Genomic DNA, 22,358 nt, shown 5'->3' on the forward strand with positions numbered 1-22,358 from the left:
ATTTTAGCCAAATTTTATTGCAACAGATTTATTTGTCTCTGCAGATTTATAAAGTCCGTCAAACATTTTCAACATTGTTATACCCTGCTCTAAAGAAACTATGGGTTTTTTATTGTTTCGGATACAATCAATAAAATGTTTAGCTTGTTCATCAAACTTGCTGTCTTCTCTTATTTCCGGCACAATAACTGACGGGCTACCTTCAATATATTTGATTAACTTCAATGGCGAGAATTCAGCACCGCCTTCAGTACCACACAAAACTGAAATGTTTTGAGTATTTTCACTGATATTTAATGCCCAGCTTATTTCTAAAGATAATGTAGCTCCGTTTTTAAATTTTATCAGTCCAACAGCTAAATCTTCTACATCAAAAGTTGTACCCTTTCTTTTGGATTGCCCAAAACCCGAATCTCTTAATCCTTTTGAACCAAACTCATCATATGTTGCACCAAAAACTTCTACCGGTTCAGGACAACCCATTTCCCACCAGGCAAGATCTATCGCATGAACACCAATATCAATAAGAGAACCCCCACCTGAACATTTCTTAGTTGTAAACCAACTGCCTATGCCGGGTATTCCATGCCTTCTTAGCAGTTTTACCTTGGCATAATATATTTTGCCAAGCTCATTTTTATCTATTAATTTCTTTAAATATTGAGCTTCACTTCCAAATCTGCACACTTGTGCAATCATGAATATTTTTTTGCTTTTTGCCAAAGGACCTGCAATTTTTTCCGCCTCTTCTGCATTTATACTTAGCGGTTTTTCGCATATTACATGTTTGCCTGACTCAAGTACCTTTATTATCTGCGGCACATGTAAAAAGTTCGGCGTGCATACACTTACCGCATCAAGTTCATCAAGTGCAAGCATCTCTTCTAATTTTGTAAATTTTTTGGGTATGTTATATTCATTAGCGATTTTGTCCAATAATTCTTCATTAAGATCACATAATGCCAATACCTTTACTCCTTCTATTTTTTGATAACCTTTTATGTGCTGCCATGCCGGCCAGCCTGCCCCGATTAATCCCACATTAATTTGCTTTGACATGATAAACTCTCTCCTTTTATAAACTTGTGCTGATACTATTAAATACTTTTGACATACTCTTCAATTATTTTTTTGTCTTCAAAACTAATCCTATTAAACTCAATACCTATGCCTTCCACAAAGTTATCATTGCTAATCTGCTGTCTAATTATTTTTCCTATTAAACGTATCGGTCTTTCTGCGTTAGGCAGTTTAAATCTTAGATAAATCTCAGAGCCTACATCAAATGAAACTGATGATTCTAAAAAAATACCACCGACACTAATATCGCTGGCATAGAGACATATAACTCCTTTACCTCTCTGCCTGGTTTGATTATTAGTTCCCTCAACAAAAATCTCCGTATCAATCGGAGCTCTGGGGTATTTCCTTTTTTCTATAATATCTTCCATAATCTCCCAATTTCCTTCTTTCTCTATTTACGTAAATCACTCATATTTGAACAACATAATCCTCAACTATTTTAACATACTCCTCAATCAATTTTTTATCTTCAAAACCAACCCCATTAAATTCAACCCCTATACCTTCTACATAGTTATCCCCATTAAATTGTTGTCTAACTATCTTTCCTACCAGATGTATTGGTTTTTCAGCATTAGGTAGTTTGAAACGAGTGCTTATTTCAGAACCTACATCAAATGTAACCGGTGATGCTAATGATATTCCCCCGACACTAATATCGCTGGTATAAAAACATATATCTCTTTTACCTGTTTGTCTGTTTTTATAGTTACTTTCTTCAATATAAATCTCTATATAAATCGGTACTCTAATGTATTTTCTTTTTTCTTTAACATCATCCATGATTCCTCCTTCTCTTTCATTCTCTAATTACACAAATCACCTGAATTTTAGCAATAATAATATCCTTTTGCACTTTTAGGTTAAAGTATATCAAAAATAGACAAAAAAATCAATAAAAAAACGACCGTTAACAACCCGGTCATTTTGTCTTTTGTAACAATATCCCTTTTACTTTATATAATACCAAAAGAGTTACTTAATTAGTGAGCATTAACAAGCGATCTAATTTGTCTATAAGAACAGACAATATCAATCTGGCAAATTAACATTTATTAGTTAGCTGCCATATTATTTTTTCTTCCTACTTTTATTTTAAATAAGAAAAATGGCCGGATATACTTATATTTTGCATCTTCCTGATATCTAAACAACAGTGGAAGAATAGTAATAGATTTTGTTTTTTCTGTTTTGGTTTCAACGGACTTAGAATCATAAATTAGCCCCGGTAACCCAAAAATTGTCCCTATTTTTAGTCTTTGTTGTTTTTTATCTCCCCTGGAACTATAACCATAATGGAATAATGGTAAAAAATCAATATTTTTATTATTATCTTTTTTGAGATTATATTTTACACTTTCATCATATCCAAACAACAGAGGAAGAATAAAAAAAGATTTCGTTTTATCAGATTTGGTCTCAACGGATTCAGAATGAAAAATAGCCCCTGCCACTATGTTTAGTTTTGCTTCTTTTTTATCTTCCTTGGAACTATAACTATAGCCGGTTAATAGAGGAAAGATAACAATATCTTTTCTTTTATCACTCTTAGTCTCAACAGATTGGGAACCAAAAATTAACCCTAATCCCATGTATAGTTCCTTTTCTTTTTTATCTCCCTTGGAACCATATCTATAGTCGACTAACGGGAAAAAACTGATATTTTTATCATCTTTTTTAAGGTTATATTCTCCAAGTGGCCAGAGAAAATTACCTGACTTGTCAAAATCGCTTTTATAATATAAAGGCCAAAATTTAGTAAAACTATATAAAGGATTAAATCTTATGAAAGATTTTTCATCTTTAATACCAAATTGTAGCATCAAAGGAACCAAACTATAAATTTTATTATTTTCATTTCTTTGGTAACTAAAAATCGGCATTAATTCTGTTTTTGCTTTTGAAGTAGATGTGTAAATAGAAAATAAAGGATTTACTATACTTAGGTCCGATTCAACTCGTACAAAATCCGATGTATGAAAATCAGTGCTACTTGTATTTATGCTCATATTTGTTTCTGTTTTATCGGGTCTAATATTTGTTGTTTTTATTCTTATTAATGATGATGGAATTATTAAAGGATTTAATATTGCTAAGTCCTTACTTAAATTGTTACGACTCGCAGATTTCTCAGAAACGAACAGCGGTAAACAACCCCAAGCTGTTACACTTTCCTTGCTCGTTTTATAGTTATAATATCCACTAAGTAATGGAACTAAAATTGCATATTTACGAAGAGTAAGTTCTCCTTCATCTTTAACATAATATTTTTTATACCAAGAAAGTAACAATATAGAAGAATAATTCCATTCTTCAAGACCATCTTTATGATACAGTTTATACCCGCCTAAAATCGGCCAGATAAATAGTTTCTTGTCATTTGTGTATTGATTGTATTTATATGTAAAAATCGGTGGGACAAGCGTAGTGCGAGTATATTTCGGTTTTTCTTTTTCAACATATTCCGGTTTTTCCTTTTCAATATAAGGAACGTTTTTGTATATTCTACCAAGAATATCATAAAAACCGGTTGATTGCAGTTGTTTTTCTTCTTGTGCCAGTAAATAAAAATTGGAAATAACAATTAAGCCAAATATTAAACATTTTTTAAACATACCATCCCCTCCTCTTAAAATTTGGGTCATCTTTCTACTAACAGTTTTGCCCCTTTAGGTATAGAAACTTCAAATTCTTCTTTTTTTATTTCCTCATCTATTTTAATATTATTAAAATTAATCACCATAACTGATTCGTATTCAGAATTTAAAACTTCAATCTTTTTTATCAGCCAGCTTTTTTCTTCTACCCAGAGTTTAACTGATGTGAATTGGTTGTTCTGATAATTCTTTTTGAAATATGATTGTAGAACAAAAGTTTTTATTTTATCGTTTTTAGTGAGAGTTTCCAACAGTTTTACTGTGTCAATATCATATAAACTGAACTGCGGAAAAAACTGAGTGATTTCACCCGATGCGGCTGACGATGAAACAGTTTTAATTATCTGGTTTTTAAATGGGTCATAATCATAAACATATTGCCCGGTACACAAATTAAATATATTGTAATTTTTGCCTTTAACATTTAAATTTAAAGATATTTTCCATTTGTTAGGTTTTTCTACTATGATATTACCGGTAACTTTATCGTACGGATAAACCTTGCATTCTATTTGCGCATTAAAACTTTTCAATTCACCATATTTTTTAAGCGTCTGCTGATATATAGATGTAGCATCTGTTTTTGTTTCTGAAAAAATATTTGAATTGGCAATAAAAACGATTAAAATAGAAGTAAAAATAAATATTTTTTTCATAATTTATTATTCTCCCCCTTTTTCTTAGGTATATTTCTTTTATTTATAATTAATTTATTAAATTCACATAATTGTATCATTATTTGTCTTAATGCCTGTTGTTGTTCAATAGTTGAAAAGTCTTCTGTTTTTTCAGAAACTAACATTGCTTTTATTAAATTTGCAGACATTTCCGGGGTATAAGCAATGGAACCGGCTGATACTGACATATAAGATTGTTTTTTATACTTGAATTTGGTCCCCAGATAAAAGAACAAACCGGCAACGATTAATAAAATAGGCACCCTTATCAAAACAAGTTTATAAATTTTAAAATCCGGTAATCTTAATATCGGCAATTGAAATGTGAATTTCCTGGATTTTTCTTGTTCTTTTATTTTCTCCTGTATTTTTGCCCATATATATTCAGGAGCTTCTTTTTTGTGTAGTAACTCCAGTTTATTTTGTAAATTGTTTAATAAATCATATCCGCTCTTGCAGGAATCACATTCTTTTAAGTGATTTTCTAATTCTTCTTTTTTTTCTTTATTTAATTCGTAATCAATGTAGCCTGAAATTAATTCTTTATAATGATTACATTTCATCTTTTATCACCCCTTGATATATGGTTCTAATTTATCTTTCAATATATTTCTTATTCTGCACAACTGGGATTTAACTGCTTTTGTTGAACAATTAAAAATGTCAGATGCTTCGGAATATGAAAGTTTTTCTACTGCTACCATTGTAAACAATGCCCGGTGCTTCTCCTTTAAAGAAAAAAGAGCATCTTGCAATACTTTGTCAAATTCTTTGTCAGCTAATATTTTTTCCGGTTCATCTCTGCGGTCAGGAGCGGATAATAACTCTGCATTTTCAATGGAAGACAAATTTTTATTGTTTACTGTTACAGAACCTTTTCTCCTTTTTCGTAAAACCAAAAGACAGGAATTTATCACTATTCTATATAACCACGTTTTGAAACTCGCCCTAAAATCAAACTGCCCTAATTTCCGGTAAACCGTAACAAATGTTTCCTGGGTTACATCAGCAGCTTCCTGTTCGCCAACTATTTTGCAAGAAATATTATATACCATATCTTTATATCTCTGATAAATTTTAGCGAAAGATTCGTTATCATCCGCTAAAAACTTTTTAATAAGGATTATATCTGTTTCTTCAATATTCACAATTTTTATCCTTCTATCACATTAGATACACAAGCACTAAAAAAGTTCCGATTTGAATATTAGTTTTTTATTAATAAGAATGCTGGCAGGAATATTTTATGTGAAGAGTCCCAATTATCTATTATTCTACGATTTCTGAATAATATACCCTTTTATTACATCTTCTTCGCTGACTTTAATATACCGCTTTTCTTTGCCTATGGATACCGTGTAATTTTCTTTCGTCCTAACCTGATGTTTAGCACCATATGTTGAATAAGGAAATGTTAGTTCAAAATTACCCATGCTGTCACTTTTAGTTTTATATGTATAAACGAATTCTCTATCAATATTGGTAATTACAGGAATACTGATTTTAATTTCTGTATTTGAAGTTGTATTACCATAATAACAAGCCCCTTTAACATATTCAAAGACTTTCTCCCTGGCGGTTCTAACATTGATACCGGAACATGGAAACTCTATATATTCCGCTGTTTCAAAAAGAAGCCGATAATGTCTTAATTCTTCAATTCCCATACCAAGAAAACTACTATAAGACCCATCAAACAAATGAAGCCTTATAGTTAAATAAGATGAAAATTCCTCATTAGAAATATTTAATTGATATCCCTTGGGAGTAAGAATACTATCCTTTACCAAAGAGTGATTATCCATTTCTCTCAACCATTTAAGCACCATTGTCGGATCGGAAGTTATGCAGTAACGAAAGTTGTTTTCTTCCATAATTTTATTTGCTTCTTTTTCGTTCCGGGCAAGATAAAATTTTATCATTTTTTCAATACCCTGACCGTAGGGATTTACCGCAGCCGGTCTCTCTGAAACATATTCTATAAAATGACCCCATGACCAGAGACACATAATACCATATTCCGGTTTTTTTACCGGGTTATTATAGAACGAAGTTACCGGAGTATTATCTTTTATCCAGCTAAGAAGCTCATATTCACTTGGAGAAAGCGTTGGTCTTTCAGACACAATTTTATTTTTCAGCAATTTTGAGTTGCTATAAAGCAAAATAAGAATTACAACATAAGATATATGTTTGGGTTTGAGAAATGGGGCTAAACTTATTTTTCTTTTTTCCAATTCTTCATAAAGAAGGTAAAATGTATATGCCGAAAACAAAGAAACACAGGCACCGAAATTATATGAATACCGGATTACTTTAAAAGCTATAATTCCAAACGTTACTGTCCAAATCATAACAAAAATACTAACAGGATAATCCTTTTCTCTTTTAATTGTCACAATAGTAAAAACAAACAGTCCTACCGGCATAATGAAAAATCCCCAAGTAAGCATTTCAATTACAGTGTAAAGATTAAATTTGCCATTAACATACAGAAGTGGTTTATTTTCGGAAATAATTTCAAGCCATTCCGGCGAATAAGCACCTCTTTTGGCAAGAAAATTTAATCCTTCGATAAATTGATTCTTTATTTCAGGAAAGAATAGGGAACATAAAACAATAAATATGCAGTAAACTATAGTCACACCAAACAACAAATGGATATTTTTCAATTTTGAGAAAATCTTAATTTTAAAACTTATGAATGCAATTAAAAAGAAGGTAATTGAAAATATTAATAAATAAATCTGGAACAACGAAAGTGCTTTAAAACTGACCATTCCCTGTCTCCCCCACCAGGAAGTAAGGCAGGGATAAAGCAGAAAAATCAGTGTCGACATAAGAACCGCAAAATACGCTTTCAAATGTTTAAGAATTTCGCTTCCTGACACTGTGTAAAGTGATAAATACATTGTCAAAAGTACCGATCCCAAGTATATTGTTGCTCCTGTCCAAACCGTGTAAGAAAACCAGATACCGGCACCCGTAAGAACCGACCAGAGATAGAACCGGCGGGATGATGAGAATTTTGTAATTAATGATAATTCAAGAGATTTGAGAAGTTTAATAAAAAACCAATACATCAAAAGAGTAGAAAATGTTTCGGCAACATGGTGATCGACTCTTCCTAACTTGCTATAAAAAATATGAACCGGTTGTAATGCCATAAATAAAGCAGCTAATATCCCGCAGGTATTATTGAAAAGTATTTTTCCTATCATCCAGACAAGGATAATACTTGCCGCACCAACAAGCGGAGGAAAATAACAGGCTATTCTTTCAGCAAGTTCTTTTGCAGGTTTACCTAAACTCAAAATCCAAACAAAAGCGGCAGTCATCTTATCAAAACCATCTGGCCAGATACTGACATTACCTTCAGGATAATTAAGATAATAATCAAATTTAACCATATTAAAATTGTTTTGAAGCATATTCATTATTCTACGCATGTGATAATAGGAATCGGGATCATAAAATATTACTTTTCCTTTATAAAAAGTAGCACTAATAAATGGAATTACCCGCACAGCAAAAGCAAGTAAAAATATTCCTAATATTATCAAAACCAATTTTTTATTTTTCATTTTTATCAGGTATTTTATTAAAAGTTATAATAATCCGAGCTATACCAAAAACACTCTTATTCTTACAATAACCGATATTATTATATTAAGTTTTTTTCAAAACAAATCTCAGTAGTTAGGATATTTTATAGAAATTAGCAGCTATTTTCTCACTAAAAAATAATATAAAAGGGGTAACATAATTTCATGGTGTCCGATAAAATAAAAACCGGTGCCACCGGTAGGCCTTGAAACAATATTTTCTGCTGCACGATACTGGTAGTTCATATCAAAATTTGCAGCTGTAAAATTTTTTACTTTGCAGCCAAGATTCCTGGAAAGGTTTAATGCTTTAAGAAAAACTTCGGGAAGTATTACAGCAGAACCGAAATTCAAAACAACACCTCCGTCAAGTTTTGAAATAACTTCTGTAAGTTTTATAAAATCGCCATGAGATGTCTTTCCCCAGCTTGCCCCGCTACATTCCGGATGCTGGTAAATTATATCCGTTCCAATAGCTACATGAACCGTTGCCGGAACTTTTAAATTATAAGCATTGGCAAAAATACTTTCTTTGGAATGTTTTAACTTTTTGCCATTAATCATTTTCCCTATTATTTCGCCTAATCCAATATTTTTTTCAGCACCGGTTTCTACTGCTTCGTTAATATATTTTCCTGTCTCGTATGCCATACCGAATCTGCCATTTTTTAATTGTTCCGCAACATCTTCCGATGTTTTCCCGCAATATGCAAGCTCAAAATCGTGGATAACTGAAGCCCCGTTTGTGGCAATTGCTGTGATAATGTTTTTTTTCATTAACTCAACTATCAGACCGGAAAGCCCGCATTTTATTATATGTGCTCCAAACATAAAAATTACAGGTTTTTTATTTTTCCTTGCAATAATAATTTGTTCAACAAGTCTTTTTAAATTCTTTCCGGCTAAAATATCCGGAATTAATCCTAATAAATCTTTTTTGTCTGGATTGGAAAACGAACTTATGCTGACTTTACTTGCTCTTTTACCCAAAGAGTATCTTTTAACTTTTTTAATGTCTATCATTTTATCCTCCACAATTAGTGTGTATCCACCGGCATTTCCCTTAATTCTGCGACAATTGAACCAACAGAAATTTCAGATTTCATCTTAACGGGTATGTGTTTTTCATCATCAGTGAGCCATATTTTTATTTCTCCCTTTTGCCTGAAAATCCCGGCATCCTGAAGGTTCGGCTTCACCACAATTGTTTTATATTTTTTACCGTTAACTTTTACAGTTTTTTTATCACATATCTTTATTACCATTTTATAATTTTTCTTGCGAGAGTTTACATTCGCCGTTAAAATCTCACTTTGTTTTAATTCTTGAAGCCTAACCCAGTAAAACGCACCTAAAACATCTAAAACGTTTTCCGGAATACTAAAACTTTCACCTTTGTTGTTTACTGCTAAATGTTTCTGCTGGTCGTATTCTGTTCTTCTATTGAACTTATGTTTGCCTTCATTTATATTCTGTTCAAAAACAAGTGAGTAAAAATTTTCAACATCAATCCGTGATTCATTTGTATCACGAACTTTACAGAAAGTATCAAAAAATGGTGCAGATTTCGCTTCCGAGTAAATATGGTATGCTTTTCTACCATTATAATCTTCTATACCTTTTATTTCAAGAGTCCCATAACCAACTTTTATGAATTTCCAATAAACATCAAAAACAAGTTTTTCAGCATTTGGAAGCTTTTTTGTTTCTGCAAATGCAAATTGCTGCAAACTTCCCTGATTAACAATAATCCAGGAAAGTAGAAAAAATAATTTAACTTTGTTTAATAATCCATTCCGCCGCATCTGAAACATCCTTTGCTATATAGTCAGCACCCTCAACTTTTTTACAGTCACCTGTTAAAACAAAAATACTTTTAGCGCCTATGTTTTTCGCTAGATTAATATCAGACTGTGCGTCGCCGACAACATAAGAGTATTTTAAATCAATATTAAAATCCTTTTTTGCCTGTATAATCATTCCCTTCTCCGGCTTTCTACAAGCACATTTATCATCAGGTTTATGCGGACAGAAATATATATAATTTACCAAAGCACCTTTTTCCTTAAGAGTTTCTACTATGGTTTTATTCATCTTGCAAACATCGCTTCTTTTTGAATATCCTCTCGCAATACCGGATTGATTAGTAACAACAAAATTTTTAAACCCGGCATCATTAAGCAATTTTATGGCAGGAAATGACTTTTCAAAAACTTTGAGCTTTTTAATATCCGCAGAATAGTGTGTATCTTCAATTATCGTTCCATCCCTATCCAGAAAAACAGCCCGGCTTTTATAAAATGTCAATGCCATTAAAAACCACATCATCATTTGAATTTCGGAGTCACCATATGAATATTCCGTTATGCCCGACAATAAAAACCCAATAATCCCAAATAAACAAACAATAAGAAAACTCTTTTCATCATCATTTGTATATATTGCTTTCTTTATCCCATAATAAAAATAAACTCCAAATATATATAAAAAAGCGATTAAACCAATTATACCTCTTTCAACAAGTATATGTACAAAATTACTATGTAGATGAGAAAGTAAATAATAATCTTTTGATAAACCTAATTTTTCGTAATATTGCGGGTAAATTCTTTTTATATTTTTTAAGCCTACTCCCAATAAAGGATAATCTTTGAAAATCTCAAAAGATGTTTTCCACATATTAGTTCGAACCGGATCATTAAGATAAGTTGCTCTACTGATAATATTCCTGCGTCCTGTTAAATATATTCCGGAAAATATTGATATAATTAAACCAATAACAAAAATATAAACGAGATTTTTTAATTGTTTCTTTCTAATATATAGTAAAATTGCCAAAATAATCACTGATGAAATCCAAACCATCCGCGCAAAACTAAAAATTATTCCTAAAAATATAAATATAATCAAAAGATAGGAAATATACTTTCTCTTACCATGTAATAAAGTATATATAGAAATCGGCAATGCCATAAGAAGACCTTCTGCATATGTTAGCGGCCAAGACCGCGTTCCATGAACACGACCGTCAATCATACCAAAAATATAAGCACCGGAAAAACTTTTTCCTGTAACATATTGTATTACACCTAATAATCCCATAATAGAAGATGAAATTATAAATACAAATACAATTTTCTTAGCATGTTCATAGTTTTTTATATTAGATGAAACAAGAAAAAATATAAAAAACAACATTTCCGAATTTAAACCTGTTAAACTTTTTGTAAAATTAAGTCCAAATATAGATGAAATTACCGTAGAAAAGAAAAATATTAAAATTGGAACTGTCACCGGTGTTGAAATATCTTCGGATTTTTTTAATATTATCTTTATAATCCAGACCAAAAACAATAAAATCCAGACAATATTTACTGCCGCAATAGATATGGGCATTACAAAAGCAAGAACAAAAAGTCCGTAATATAAAGTTAAATCAAGTTTTTTTAGCAAGTGAATCCTCCAAATATTTTTTTATTTCTTTTTTTTCCTGTATTTCAATTTTTACATCAAGAATATAATAAGGAAATTCTTCCGGAAGGCGGGTTGCATCTTTTGAAGTTGTAATAACGACTGCCTGAAATTCTGCCGCATTATCATAAAACTTTTTAATATCTTTACTTTTAAAAAAATAGTGATCGGGATACTTTCTATGATCCAATAGATTCATTCCAATTTCCTTTATTGTACTTTCAAAATCTTCCGGTATCGCTATACCGGAAATTGCAATAACATTTCTTCCTTTTAGTGATGAAACATCAACATCGCTGCCATTTTTATTAAGAATTCTTTTTTTAAAAAAAGCATGGAAAATTGGTGATTTGCTGTTGTACTTTCTGATGGTTTCTTCTATGCGCTGAATATTTTCACCGGGAACCTTATCGCATCTTGTTATAATAAAAGCTGAAGCGCGTGATATATTCTTCAACGGTTCCCTTAAATATCCTGCAGGTAAAAGTCTAAAGTCACCATATGGATTCAGAGCATTCACGCAAACAATGTCAATATCCCTGTAAAGATTTAAGTGCTGGAATCCATCGTCCAAAATTATTATATCACTATTAAATTTATCAACTGCCAGCAACCCCGCCCTGTGCCTGTCTTTATCAACTATTACCGGAACATTTTCAAGTGACCTGGCAATTAGATGAGGTTCATCACCTGCAATTTTAGGACCATAATATATTTTTTTACCGTCAGTAACAATTTTTGATGTTCCCGTTTTAGTTTTTGATTTATACCCTCTTGAAACCACACTAACGTTTCTCTGTAAATTTTTTAAAAGATTTGCCAAAAAAATTACAGTCGGCGTCTTTCCTGTTCCTCCGACAGTAATATTACCGACAGATATCACGTTACAGGGTAATTTTTTTTGCTTTGCTTTTTTTATCTTTTGTGAAATATTAAAAATTAAAAGATATAAAAAAGAAAACGGATAAAGAATTTTTAATGGTTTCATAACTTCAAATTAATGCCGACTCCGCCACTAATACTTTGACGGATCTGCAATTATATCAACATTGTAGTGGCAGAGCTTGCTCTGCCTACATTTTCCAGATTGTTATATAATGACTTATCAAAACAACTAAATAATTTTTCTGCAACTTCATCAACAGATAGACTGTCAAGCTGTCCTTGTATATATTTATGAATATTATCGTTTGGATAGGTCCAGCTAACTGGATTAGTTTTTAATCCATAAATTATAAATGATGGCGTGTTTTGACTCACTGCAATGTGTGCCGGTGCAGATGAAGTTCCAATATGCAACTTACAACTTTTAATAAGCGCTGCTAAATCAAGGATGTTAAAATCATCACAGAGCAAGTGTTTCTTTTTACATAATGACATTGCACTTTGGACATAATCAAGTTCTCCGGGTCCCCATATAAAAATAACTTTTGCATTTAATTTATCTGCAACTAAATCAGCCAGTTGAGCAAATTTCTCCTTTGACCATTGCCTATATGTACGACGATTGGTTATATCAAAAGTAATTAGAAAATCCTGATTAGAAATATTATTTTTATTAAAATAACTTAAAACTTTTTTCTCGTTTTCTGCACCAAAGGATAAATCCAATGCAGTGTTTTCATATTTTATTCCAAATGTTTCCAGTATCTGGAGACGGTCAAAAACAGTATAACCCTTGTTAACATACTTTGGCATAATATTATAACACCAAAAACCCCACGGTCTATAAAAAGCAACCCGTTTATCGGCTCCCGATAAAAGAGTATAATAACCTGTAATCGCTGAATTCATAAAATCAATTACTATATCAAACTTTCGTTCTTTTATATTTTTTAAGGTATTTTTATCCAATAAAATTACACCGGAAATATACGGATTATATTTCAAAATTATTTCAGATGATTTTTGAGTTAAAAAGTATATTTTACTTTCCGGTTTACTTTTCTTTAATGCTCTTATAAGCGGTGTAGTAAGTAATACATCCCCGATTGCTCTTAGAACAATAATCAAAATTTTCTCAGTCATTTTTTTACCCGATATTTTGGGTCATTATACATTTTGAACTGGCGATATATTTTTAATTTTGTCTTTCCGGATTTTACGTTCTCGAATAAATCGGACAACTCAATTTCAAGATCCTTTTTCTGTTTTTGCATAATTTTTATTCTCTGGGCGGCTTCTTTCTTATGCTGATTATCCGCATCAGTGCGTTCTAACTGCCGGTTCATATAAAATATCTTCAGCTGAATTATGCTTAATTTATCTACTAAACTTCCTATGGTTTCTGCCATTATTTAATCTCCTTAAAACTACTTCATCTATTCTTTCAATAAGGTCATTCCGCTTCTGGTTAAATTTATCAATGTTTCTTTTCGCCTTAAATACTGTTTGTACATCGGGCAAACGGGCTTTATCTTCTTCATGCCACAGAAATATATTGACTTCCGAAAGTTCGCTTACTAATTTTCCCAAATTAGCATCTACTGAAAAAATACTTTTTTTACTATTTCTTTTCATTTTGAAGCTCCTTTAACTTTTGAAATTTAACGAAAGTATAAAAAGAAGAAAAAATTGCCCAATCTAAACCTTGTATACCATCAAGAAAACCTAATCGTAAAAAATACATATTAAAAAACCTGAATACCGGCTGGATATAATACCAAAAATGAAATTTTCTGTTTTCACTGAATCTTTTTTTTGAATCCAGTGTTGTGTAACGATTAAACCGCTCAAAATAATCTGAAAGGTTTTTGTAGCTATAATGAATTAAACTATTCTTAAGAAAACCGATTTTACCGTTAACCACAAGTTTTTCATGAACTAAGGCAAGATTAAATTTCGCTTTACTTTTAAGGAAAAGACGTATTTGGTAATTAGGGTAACACCCGCCCCACCGCAAATACTTATCCTGGAATATTAATTTTCTCGGAATTTTGAAAGCCATGTAATCCCCGGGATTTTGAATAATATTTTTTATTTCTTCATACAAAGCAGGTTCTACTGTTTCATCAGCATCTATTGATAATATCCAGTCACTATTTGATTTATCAATAGCAAAGTTTTTTTGGGCACCATATCCTTTCCAGAAATTATGGAATATTTTTACGTTATATTTTTTCGCAATAGTAATTGTATCATCTGTGCTTCCAGAGTCAACCAAAATAATTTCATCAGCCCATTTCACGCTTTCAAGACATTTCCCGATATTTTTTCCCTCGTTATAAGTTATAATCACAACTGATATCATAATAACCCCGTATATATCCTTTCTGTCCCGTCAACCATCTTTTCTTTTGAAAATTCTTTTGACTTTATTTTACTTGCTTCTGAATATTTTTTCCATAAATCTTTTTCTTTTATAATTTTTATTATTTTCTCAGCTAACAATTCCGGATTCCGGGAAGGAACAAGAAAACCATTAACCCCATTATTAACAAGTTCCCCGACCCCACCTACGTCAGTTGCTACTATTGGCAAACCCGATGCCATTCCATCAATTATTGAGGTACATAGACCTTCTTTATACGACGATAAAACAAATATTGTAAAAATTGACAGAATTTGAGGAATATCATTTCTAAAACCTGTAAAAATTATGGAGTCAGACATATTCAATTCTCGTGCGTATTCTTTTAATTCCTGTTCTAATTCCCCTTTCCCAACCACAAAAAATATCGCTTCCGGAATTACCTTTTTTACTATTTCTGCAGACTTGATAAAATTTTTATAGTTTTTATGACCAGCGAGAGCACCAACTGTACCAACTATAACTTGTCCTTTTTTAATCTTAAATTCTTCGTAAAGATAATCTCCTGAAACATTTTCCAATCTTTTTAAATCAACCCCTGAATAAACAACAGATATTTTATGCTCCGGAATTCTATCCTCTAATAGAACCTTTTTTACTCCTTCTGAAATTGCTATTATTTTATTAACGCTTTTATATTTCCATCTGCTTTTTATATTAAAATCCACCCTGCGGGAAGAAACCAATTTTGGCTTATATTTTGAAACTTTTGAAGCTAAAAGTCCGATTGTATGTGCATGTGCCGAATGCAAGTGGATGATATCCGGTTTTATTTTTTCTATAATATTTGCAGTTTTATAAATTGCAAAAGGGTCCAGCTCAAACAACATTTTAACAGTAAAAAAACTAATATTGTTTTCTGACAACTTTTTAAATAACTCACTTTTATGACGACATATTACAAAATTCTTATGGCCTTTTTTTGAAAGACCTTCTACGAGCCAAAAAAGCTGCTGCTGACCACCACGCCATGTTTTTTCTAAATCAATATGTAATATTTTTAATTGTTTCGTCATATATTTCTTCCAAAAAAATCGCTTGCTTTCCTGCATCATAATGAGCTTCTATATGTTTTCTGCCTTCAAATCCCATCTGTTTCCAGATTCCAGGATTTAAAACCATAAATTCCAATTTTTCAGCCAACACATTTACATCCCGTTCGGGAACAAGATAGCCGCTTAAATTGTTAATTACAGCCTCCGGGATATCACAGTGTAAAGTTGAAATAACAGGCATACCGGAAGCCGATGCTTCTATAAGAGAAACAGGTAACCCACCTTCAGTATCACCATCACAAGCAGTAACGCTGGGAGCAAGATAAATATGATTTCTATAAAGTTCTTTAATAAAAAATGCATGCGGTTTTAAACCAAATATTTCCACATTGTTTTGTATATTGTAATTTTTTATTTTCTCAATAATTTTTCTTTTTTCAATCTCTTCGAGGTTGCAACCGCAAGAATCACCTAAAATATTTAATTTAAGTTTTAACTCCGGGTGCTTGTTTTTTACAATTCCAAACGATTCAACAGCATACGAAATCCCTTTCTTCTCTCTGAATCTACCGCAAATCAGTATTCTTATTTCCTTATCGGCACTAATTTCTCTCGGCGTGTATTTTATTCCATCTAAATCAATACCGATATGCCGTATAGTGATTTTATTTTCAGGACAACCAAGCTTAATCAGAGATTTTTTCATATTTGAACCTTCAACGAGAAATCTTTCACTGCCGCTAAAAAGTTTCTTGTACCTTTTTTTCCACTTGGGAAATCTTTTAGGCATTTTGCTCAAATCAAACCCATAAAAAGCAGTGACCATAGGAATATTAAAAAGTTTTTTCAACCGTAAGAAAAAATATCCTGCCGGTCCAAAATGCGAATAAATAATATCAGGTTTATCTTTTATCAGAAAATATATAAATGCAGGATAAAAGTGGAATATATTGTTCCAAATCTTATTAAACACAATTATGGGAACAGACCATATGCCAGAATTATCCAGCGAATGTATTTCTTCAACGGGAAATATATCAATATTTTCCATGCTATGGCAATACACAACCGGTTTATAGTTTTTAAAATATTTTATCTGTGTATATATCCAATTTTCGGTCTCGGATAGATATTTTCCTCTGATATAGTGTATAACCTTTTTCATAATTATTGTAAAATATCTTTCACTGCATTAATTACATCTTCAACATCGTCATCGGTCAACTTGGCTGACAACGGCAGAGACACTGTCCTTTCGGAAATATATTCGGCATTCGGAAAATCACCTTTTTTGTAATTGTAAGCCTGTTGATAATACGGGTGTAAATGTAAAGCAATATAGTGAACCCCTACGCCTATTTTCCTTTTTGTCATTTCATTTAAAAATCGGTCTCTTGTAATTTTCAGTTTATCAATATCAATCAGCAATGTATATAAATGATAGGCATGCCTTGTATTTTGTTCAACATCGGACGGTATTATGACCGGCATATTTTTAAATGCTTCGTTATATCTTCCCCATATTTTCTTCCTGCGATTCCAATACTTATCAATTCTCTTTAACTGATGTATCCCTATCGCTGCCTGGATATCCATCATATTGCATTTGAATCCGGCATATACCACCTGGTAATGCTTGTATCCTTCATCACTGAACCTTTTCCACGCATCTTTTGTCAAGCCATGAAGTCCGAGAATTTTTATCTTGTTGGCATATTCTTCATTATCGGTTATAACCATTCCACCTTCTCCGGTAGTAATATTCTTTGTCACATAAAAACTAAAAACACCCAAATCACCAAATCTTCCCGTTTTTTTGCCTTTATATTCCGACTCAATAGCATGAGCGCAATCCTCAATAATTTTTAAATTATTTTTTTTGGAAATTTTCACAATTTTATCCATGCTGCAGGCACGACCGGCAAAATGAACCGGTATTATACATTTTGTTTTACTCGTAATTTTTTTCTTAATATCTTCAAAGGAGATATTCATCGTATCTTTTTCACAATCGGCGAAAACAGGTCTCCCACCGGCGTGGATTACGGCATTGGCTGTTGCTGCAAACGTCATTGTCGGAACGATAACTTCGTCACCGGTTTTTAGACCGGCGGCAATCATTGAAAGATGCAGGGCAGACGTGCAGGAATTTAACGCTAGAGCATACTTGCTGCCTTTATATTCTTTAAACATTTCTTCAAATCTGCAAACTTTGGGACCTGTCCCCAACCAACCGGATTTCATTGAATCTATAACTTCATCAATCTCCGGCTGTTCTATGATAGGATTTCCAAATATCAAAAAATTCTTTCGTCGAGAAAGCATTAATTCTCCTTTATCAGTTTACAACTTCTTTACAAACTTTTTCCGTTTTCAAGACAAAATCATCAAAATTGAATTTTTCTTCTATAATAGTTCTATTTAATGCAGCATATTTTTCCATTTCATGTCCATCGGCAAGCAATCCGCATATTTTTTCAGCCAATAAATCAGGGTTAGCAACCTGCACAAGATATTTTTGCGGTAAAATTTCCGGGATACAACCAACAGAAGTCGCGACAACAGGTTTCCGGCAAACCATCCATTCAAAAAGCACACGGCTCACCGCTTCACTACCTACAGAAGCAACCACTCCAATCGAACATTTTGACATAAATTCATACACATTATCAATATAACCCTTAAACTCAACTGCACCTTTTATACCAAGTTTACCAACCAGTAACCCAAGTTCTTTATATTTTATATTTTCTTCTTTACCGGCAATTAGAAACCTTGCAGACGGATATTTTTTAAGCACATTAACAGCCGCTTCCAAAAAATATCTATGCCCCTTCACAGGATCCAACCTGCCAACCATCCCCACTGTTGGAATTTCGGACTTCGGACTTCGGACCTCGGACCTTGGACTTATTTTTAATCCCTGATAGATTGTGACAACTTTTGACGGTTCAATCCCGATATCTAAATATCTTTTTCTTATAAATTCTGAAGCAGCAATAATTTTTGCTGTTTTTTTATAAATAAAACTTTTTCTTGGATATAGTGTATCTGACTTTGTCCTTATTATAGTAAATTTCTTATTTAAAAACAGCTGCGTAATATAAGCCAGAAAATGTCCTTTTCCGGTATGAGCATTTACAATTTCAATTTTTTCTTTTTCAATTAATTTTTTAAGACGGAAAACACTATTTAAAATAAATGGATTCCTTCTTGAACATATTTCAATGGTTTCGTAACCGTTTTCTTTTGCAAGTTTTAATGGCAATCCCTCTTTTACACCTGCAAAGTATATTTTATGCCCTTTCCGGGAAAGCCCCTTTGAGATTTCTATAGCATAATTGGTCACTCCGCTATGCCAGGGGATATCAATTATTTGTAATATTTTCATACTGCGTTTTTACCGCTTTAAATACATCATCAACAGAAACTTCATTCATACACTTGAAATCACCTTGAGGGCATTTATTGGGTCCATGTCTGCCGCAAGGACGACACGGAATGTCTTTCTCTATAACAACTGCTTTCTTTGAATATGGGAAAAATCCTAATTCTTTAACTGTCGGACCGAAAACTGCAACAGTCGGAACGTTAAAAGCTGCTGCAATGTGCATCGGACCTGAATCGTTTGTAATAAATATCTTACATTTTTTTATAAGTGCCGCAAGCTGTTTAATCGTTGTTTTTCCTGCAAGATTAATTGCTTTTGTTCCCATATTTTTTACAACTGTATTTACTACTTCAATATCATCAGGACCACCAAAAATTATAATTTTACCGCCAAGCTCATTAACAATCCTATCGGAAAGTTCTGCATAATTTTTTGCCGGCCACCTTTTAGTTGCCCAAACACTTCCCGGATTTATTCCAAAAAAAACCTCACTGCCAGCCAGTAAATTTGCCACATATTCTTCATCTTTTTTGTCAATATAAATTTCGGTTTTTTCTTCCCTTACTTCAATATCGAAATACTTTAACAAATCAAGGTATCTTTCTAGCTGATACTTTTCTTTATCAAAAAAAACGTTACCGGTAAAAAAAATGCGTCCGGCACTATTTGAGAGACCAATCCTTTTTGGAATACCGGAAAGGTAAGCGATAAGTCCTGACTTGAACGACGGATGCGGTATTAAAGATATATCATATTTTTTTTCTCTTAATTTTTTAACAACTTTTAACAAACCCATTAATCCTTTATCTTTACCCTTTTTATCATAAACAATTAATTCACTAATTGACGGGTGACTCTCAAGAATATTTTGTGTTGATGGAATACACAAAACAGACACTTCCGATTTTAAGTATTTTTTTGCTGCTTGAATTAAAGGAATAGTTAAGACGACATCTCCTAAAAACGCTGTCTGTATTATGAGTATCTTCATATAAGAGAATCTGCTTGTAAGGTAATCATATCAATCGCATCTTTAAGTTCTTTTGATTTATTTTCAAGATTATCGTTTTCATTGACATATATCGGCTTGCCATGGCATACAGAAACTTTGTTAAACGGATAAGGTATATGAAATTCGTCCCAGTGCCTGACAACATATTTTCTTTTTGAAGCATATGCAATAGGAATTATAGGTAAACCGCTTTTCTGGGCTACACTAATTACACCCGGCTGGACCATTCTTTGGGGACCGCGAGGTCCATCAGGAGTAAAAGCGACAGAACTGCCGGTTTTAGCTTTGTTAATCAATGCCAGTAATGCCTCAGAACCGCCTTTAGATGTTGAACCTCTAATGCTTTCATAACCCAGCTTTTCTGTAATTTTTGCAATTAACTCGCCGTCTTTTGATTTACTTATTAAAGTGCAGATACCCTCGTATTTATGTACCCAAAATAAAAATATTAACCTGCCATGCCAAAGAGCATAAACCATCGGTCTCTTGTTTTTTTTTAATTCATCATACTCAGAAGAGTTTTTGACAATAATTTTTGATGTCTTTCCTGTAAACCATAAATAAAAAAACCCTAACCAAACCGATATTTTTCCAAAAAAATTCATCTTTTTCTCTTTAAAACCCAGCCAACGGCAAAAAACCTTGTATATTCAGGCGATACCGTTTCTGCTTCATACTTTATATCGACTTTAGAAAATTCAATTGTATTTAATATCTTTTGATTTTCAAAAACTTTTTGTGGTTCCACCTTAATTACTTCGAGAAGTTCACAATGTTCCTGTTCCGCTTCAATCTGGACAAGTTTTAAAACAAAATGCTTAGCAACTTCCAGTCCATCCATCAGCGATGCTTCTACAATGTCACTTTTTTCCAATGCCTCAACTTCTTTGCCTAAAGTAACGGCAAAAAGCGAAAAAGCGACAGATTTACCAAAATCTATTTTTTTCTGAAATATTGCAGGATTAAAAGAATCGTAAACTGTGGCAGGTTTTATACATTTCTGTATTTCTTTTACTTTTTCCGATAATTCTTCTTCACTAACTTCAACTTTCCTTTTTTTCAGTTCCCTGAAAATATAGCCTTGCCTTAATTCAATTTTAAAACTTTTTATCATTTTCATAATCAGTTATTATATAAGAAAGAAGGGTAAATTTCAACTTAAATTTTATGTTTTTGAGTAGGCAGATATACAGAAGTTTAAGAAGTTGATTCTTTAAAATTTTACACTAAAAGATATTCTTTGAGTGTTGCCAAGGTCACCGTAGGGGATAAAGGCATAGTCAGTGGAAGTATTCGTTATTCGTAGTCCAAGTCCACCTCCAAAACCAGCAAAATTAGAGGCATTCATGTGTTCATGTGTTGATTTGTTCATTAGTAAGTAACCAATCCGTAATGCTAAAAGATTTATAGGTGCGTATTCTGTGCCGAAGGATACTTCTGTTTTGTTATCATATATTTTTCTCTTTACGTCTAATGCAAACGTCATTGCTCTTTTTAGAGTATACCCAATTCCTACCGTTGCAGTTAGCGGTAGATTATAACCCTCGGAAATAAAGGTCATTTTAGGTCCTATGTTCTGAATCGATAAACCGTATTGTAGCGGCAAAACGAAGCTTTGCTTCATCAACAATCCAATATCCATTGCAATGCCTGTAGCCTTTTCACCTGCTATGCCCTGCTGAATTATTTTTAAGTTAGTGCCTAAACTCACCTGCTTACCTGCTAACCCGCTCATCTGCTTGCTGTAACTAACAGTTACTGCCGTATCATATGCACTGAATGAACCTGTTTTCTGTCTATTCTCATCTCTGCCTTCTATCCTGCCTTGTGTAAGTGCTACCACGCTTATTCCCATCGTTCCCATACTTGTTGGTCTTACATAAGCCAAAAAATCATGATTGGTATCTGCAATCCACATCGTATGCTGTGCTATTATCTCACTTTTACTCAATTGTGATAACCCCGCTGGGTTGTAACTGATTGCACTTGCATCGTTTGCTACTCCTACATATGCTCCACCCATTGAGACGGCACGAGCAGAAGTGCCGATGTTTAGGAAAGAAGCACCGGTGTTTTGAGAAGCAGTGAGTAGGGAGTAGGAAGTAGGAAGTAAGAAAAAGATAAAAATAATAATTAAGATTTTTTTCATAATTGACC

Annotated in this window: 24 protein-coding genes; all 24 read right to left on the bottom strand. The window is 32.6% G+C overall.

All coding sequences use genetic code 11. From position 1 onward, the window contains the following. Positions 1–3 precede the first annotated feature (3 nt). A complete protein-coding gene (locus PHE88_04425) occupies positions 4–1,059 on the bottom strand; it encodes a Gfo/Idh/MocA family oxidoreductase (protein ID MDD5687060.1) in 1,056 nt (351 codons plus the stop codon). Between the two features lie 38 nt (positions 1,060–1,097). After that, a complete protein-coding gene (locus tag PHE88_04430; GenBank protein ID MDD5687061.1) occupies positions 1,098–1,451 on the bottom strand; it encodes a PilZ domain-containing protein in 354 nt (117 codons plus the stop codon). A gap of 40 nt (positions 1,452–1,491) precedes the next feature. Next, positions 1,492–1,866 (bottom strand): PilZ domain-containing protein, encoded by a 375-nt coding sequence (locus tag PHE88_04435; GenBank protein MDD5687062.1) that lies wholly within the window; start codon positions 1,864–1,866, stop codon positions 1,492–1,494. Between the two features lie 272 nt (positions 1,867–2,138). Beyond that, on the bottom strand, positions 2,139–3,698 hold the full coding sequence (locus tag PHE88_04440; GenBank protein ID MDD5687063.1) for a hypothetical protein: 1,560 nt from the start codon (positions 3,696–3,698) through the stop codon (positions 2,139–2,141). A 26-nt stretch (positions 3,699–3,724) separates the two neighbouring features. After that, positions 3,725–4,396, bottom strand: a complete 672-nt coding sequence (locus PHE88_04445; protein ID MDD5687064.1) for a hypothetical protein — start codon at positions 4,394–4,396, stop codon at positions 3,725–3,727. Beyond that, entirely contained in the window at positions 4,393–4,980 is a 588-nt protein-coding gene (locus tag PHE88_04450; GenBank protein MDD5687065.1) for a zf-HC2 domain-containing protein, read from the bottom strand. Before PHE88_04450 ends, PHE88_04445 begins: the two co-directional genes overlap by 4 nt. Positions 4,981–4,986: 6 nt before the next feature. After that, entirely contained in the window at positions 4,987–5,565 is a 579-nt protein-coding gene (locus PHE88_04455) for a sigma-70 family RNA polymerase sigma factor (protein ID MDD5687066.1), read from the bottom strand. Positions 5,566–5,691: 126 nt separating this feature from the next. Then, positions 5,692–8,001: an STT3 domain-containing protein gene (locus PHE88_04460; GenBank protein ID MDD5687067.1), complete on the bottom strand. Its 2,310-nt coding sequence runs from the start codon at positions 7,999–8,001 to the stop codon at positions 5,692–5,694. A 141-nt stretch (positions 8,002–8,142) separates the two neighbouring features. Next, entirely contained in the window at positions 8,143–9,045 is a 903-nt protein-coding gene (locus PHE88_04465; protein MDD5687068.1) for a deoxyhypusine synthase family protein, read from the bottom strand. Between the two features lie 14 nt (positions 9,046–9,059). Next, positions 9,060–9,827, bottom strand: coding sequence for a DUF3108 domain-containing protein (locus PHE88_04470; protein ID MDD5687069.1), 768 nt, complete (start codon positions 9,825–9,827; stop codon positions 9,060–9,062). After that, the gene (locus PHE88_04475; protein ID MDD5687070.1) at positions 9,796–11,475 is read right to left on the bottom strand and encodes an HAD-IIIA family hydrolase; all 1,680 of its coding nucleotides are present in this window, start codon (positions 11,473–11,475) and stop codon (positions 9,796–9,798) included. Before PHE88_04475 ends, PHE88_04470 begins: the two co-directional genes overlap by 32 nt. After that, positions 11,459–12,481 (bottom strand): tetraacyldisaccharide 4'-kinase, encoded by a 1,023-nt coding sequence (gene lpxK, locus PHE88_04480; GenBank protein MDD5687071.1) that lies wholly within the window; start codon positions 12,479–12,481, stop codon positions 11,459–11,461. Before lpxK ends, PHE88_04475 begins: the two co-directional genes overlap by 17 nt. A gap of 50 nt (positions 12,482–12,531) precedes the next feature. Further along, positions 12,532–13,521: a glycosyltransferase family 9 protein gene (locus PHE88_04485; GenBank protein MDD5687072.1), complete on the bottom strand. Its 990-nt coding sequence runs from the start codon at positions 13,519–13,521 to the stop codon at positions 12,532–12,534. Further along, on the bottom strand, positions 13,518–13,787 hold the full coding sequence (locus tag PHE88_04490) for a DUF4254 domain-containing protein (GenBank protein MDD5687073.1): 270 nt from the start codon (positions 13,785–13,787) through the stop codon (positions 13,518–13,520). The genes PHE88_04485 and PHE88_04490 overlap by 4 nt, the downstream gene beginning before the upstream one ends. Beyond that, a complete protein-coding gene (locus PHE88_04495; GenBank protein ID MDD5687074.1) occupies positions 13,756–14,013 on the bottom strand; it encodes a DUF4254 domain-containing protein in 258 nt (85 codons plus the stop codon). The genes PHE88_04490 and PHE88_04495 overlap by 32 nt, the downstream gene beginning before the upstream one ends. Beyond that, positions 14,000–14,743 (bottom strand): glycosyltransferase family 2 protein, encoded by a 744-nt coding sequence (locus tag PHE88_04500; GenBank protein ID MDD5687075.1) that lies wholly within the window; start codon positions 14,741–14,743, stop codon positions 14,000–14,002. The genes PHE88_04495 and PHE88_04500 overlap by 14 nt, the downstream gene beginning before the upstream one ends. Continuing rightward, entirely contained in the window at positions 14,740–15,819 is a 1,080-nt protein-coding gene (locus PHE88_04505; GenBank protein MDD5687076.1) for a glycosyltransferase, read from the bottom strand. The genes PHE88_04500 and PHE88_04505 overlap by 4 nt, the downstream gene beginning before the upstream one ends. After that, positions 15,788–16,963, bottom strand: coding sequence for a glycosyltransferase (locus PHE88_04510; GenBank protein MDD5687077.1), 1,176 nt, complete (start codon positions 16,961–16,963; stop codon positions 15,788–15,790). The genes PHE88_04505 and PHE88_04510 overlap by 32 nt, the downstream gene beginning before the upstream one ends. A 2-nt stretch (positions 16,964–16,965) precedes the next feature. Further along, complete coding sequence (locus PHE88_04515) at positions 16,966–18,123, bottom strand: DegT/DnrJ/EryC1/StrS family aminotransferase (protein ID MDD5687078.1); 1,158 nt, start codon at positions 18,121–18,123, stop codon at positions 16,966–16,968. 13 nt (positions 18,124–18,136) lie between these two features. Continuing rightward, positions 18,137–19,189, bottom strand: a complete 1,053-nt coding sequence (locus PHE88_04520) for a glycosyltransferase (GenBank protein MDD5687079.1) — start codon at positions 19,187–19,189, stop codon at positions 18,137–18,139. Then, positions 19,167–20,180, bottom strand: coding sequence for a lipopolysaccharide heptosyltransferase II (gene waaF / locus PHE88_04525; GenBank protein ID MDD5687080.1), 1,014 nt, complete (start codon positions 20,178–20,180; stop codon positions 19,167–19,169). Before waaF ends, PHE88_04520 begins: the two co-directional genes overlap by 23 nt. Continuing rightward, positions 20,177–20,806, bottom strand: a complete 630-nt coding sequence (locus tag PHE88_04530; protein MDD5687081.1) for a lysophospholipid acyltransferase family protein — start codon at positions 20,804–20,806, stop codon at positions 20,177–20,179. Before PHE88_04530 ends, waaF begins: the two co-directional genes overlap by 4 nt. Continuing rightward, positions 20,803–21,315, bottom strand: coding sequence for a hypothetical protein (locus tag PHE88_04535; protein ID MDD5687082.1), 513 nt, complete (start codon positions 21,313–21,315; stop codon positions 20,803–20,805). The genes PHE88_04530 and PHE88_04535 overlap by 4 nt, the downstream gene beginning before the upstream one ends. 99 nt (positions 21,316–21,414) lie before the next feature. Next, positions 21,415–22,350 carry a PorV/PorQ family protein gene (locus PHE88_04540; protein ID MDD5687083.1) on the bottom strand — a complete coding sequence of 312 codons (936 nt, stop codon included), beginning with the start codon at positions 22,348–22,350 and terminating at the stop codon, positions 21,415–21,417. Between the last annotated feature and the right edge of the window lie 8 nt (positions 22,351–22,358).

The sequence above is a fragment of the Elusimicrobiota bacterium genome (assembly GCA_028718185.1).
In the GTDB taxonomy this organism is placed as follows: domain Bacteria; phylum Elusimicrobiota; class UBA8919; order UBA8919; family UBA8919; genus JAQUMH01.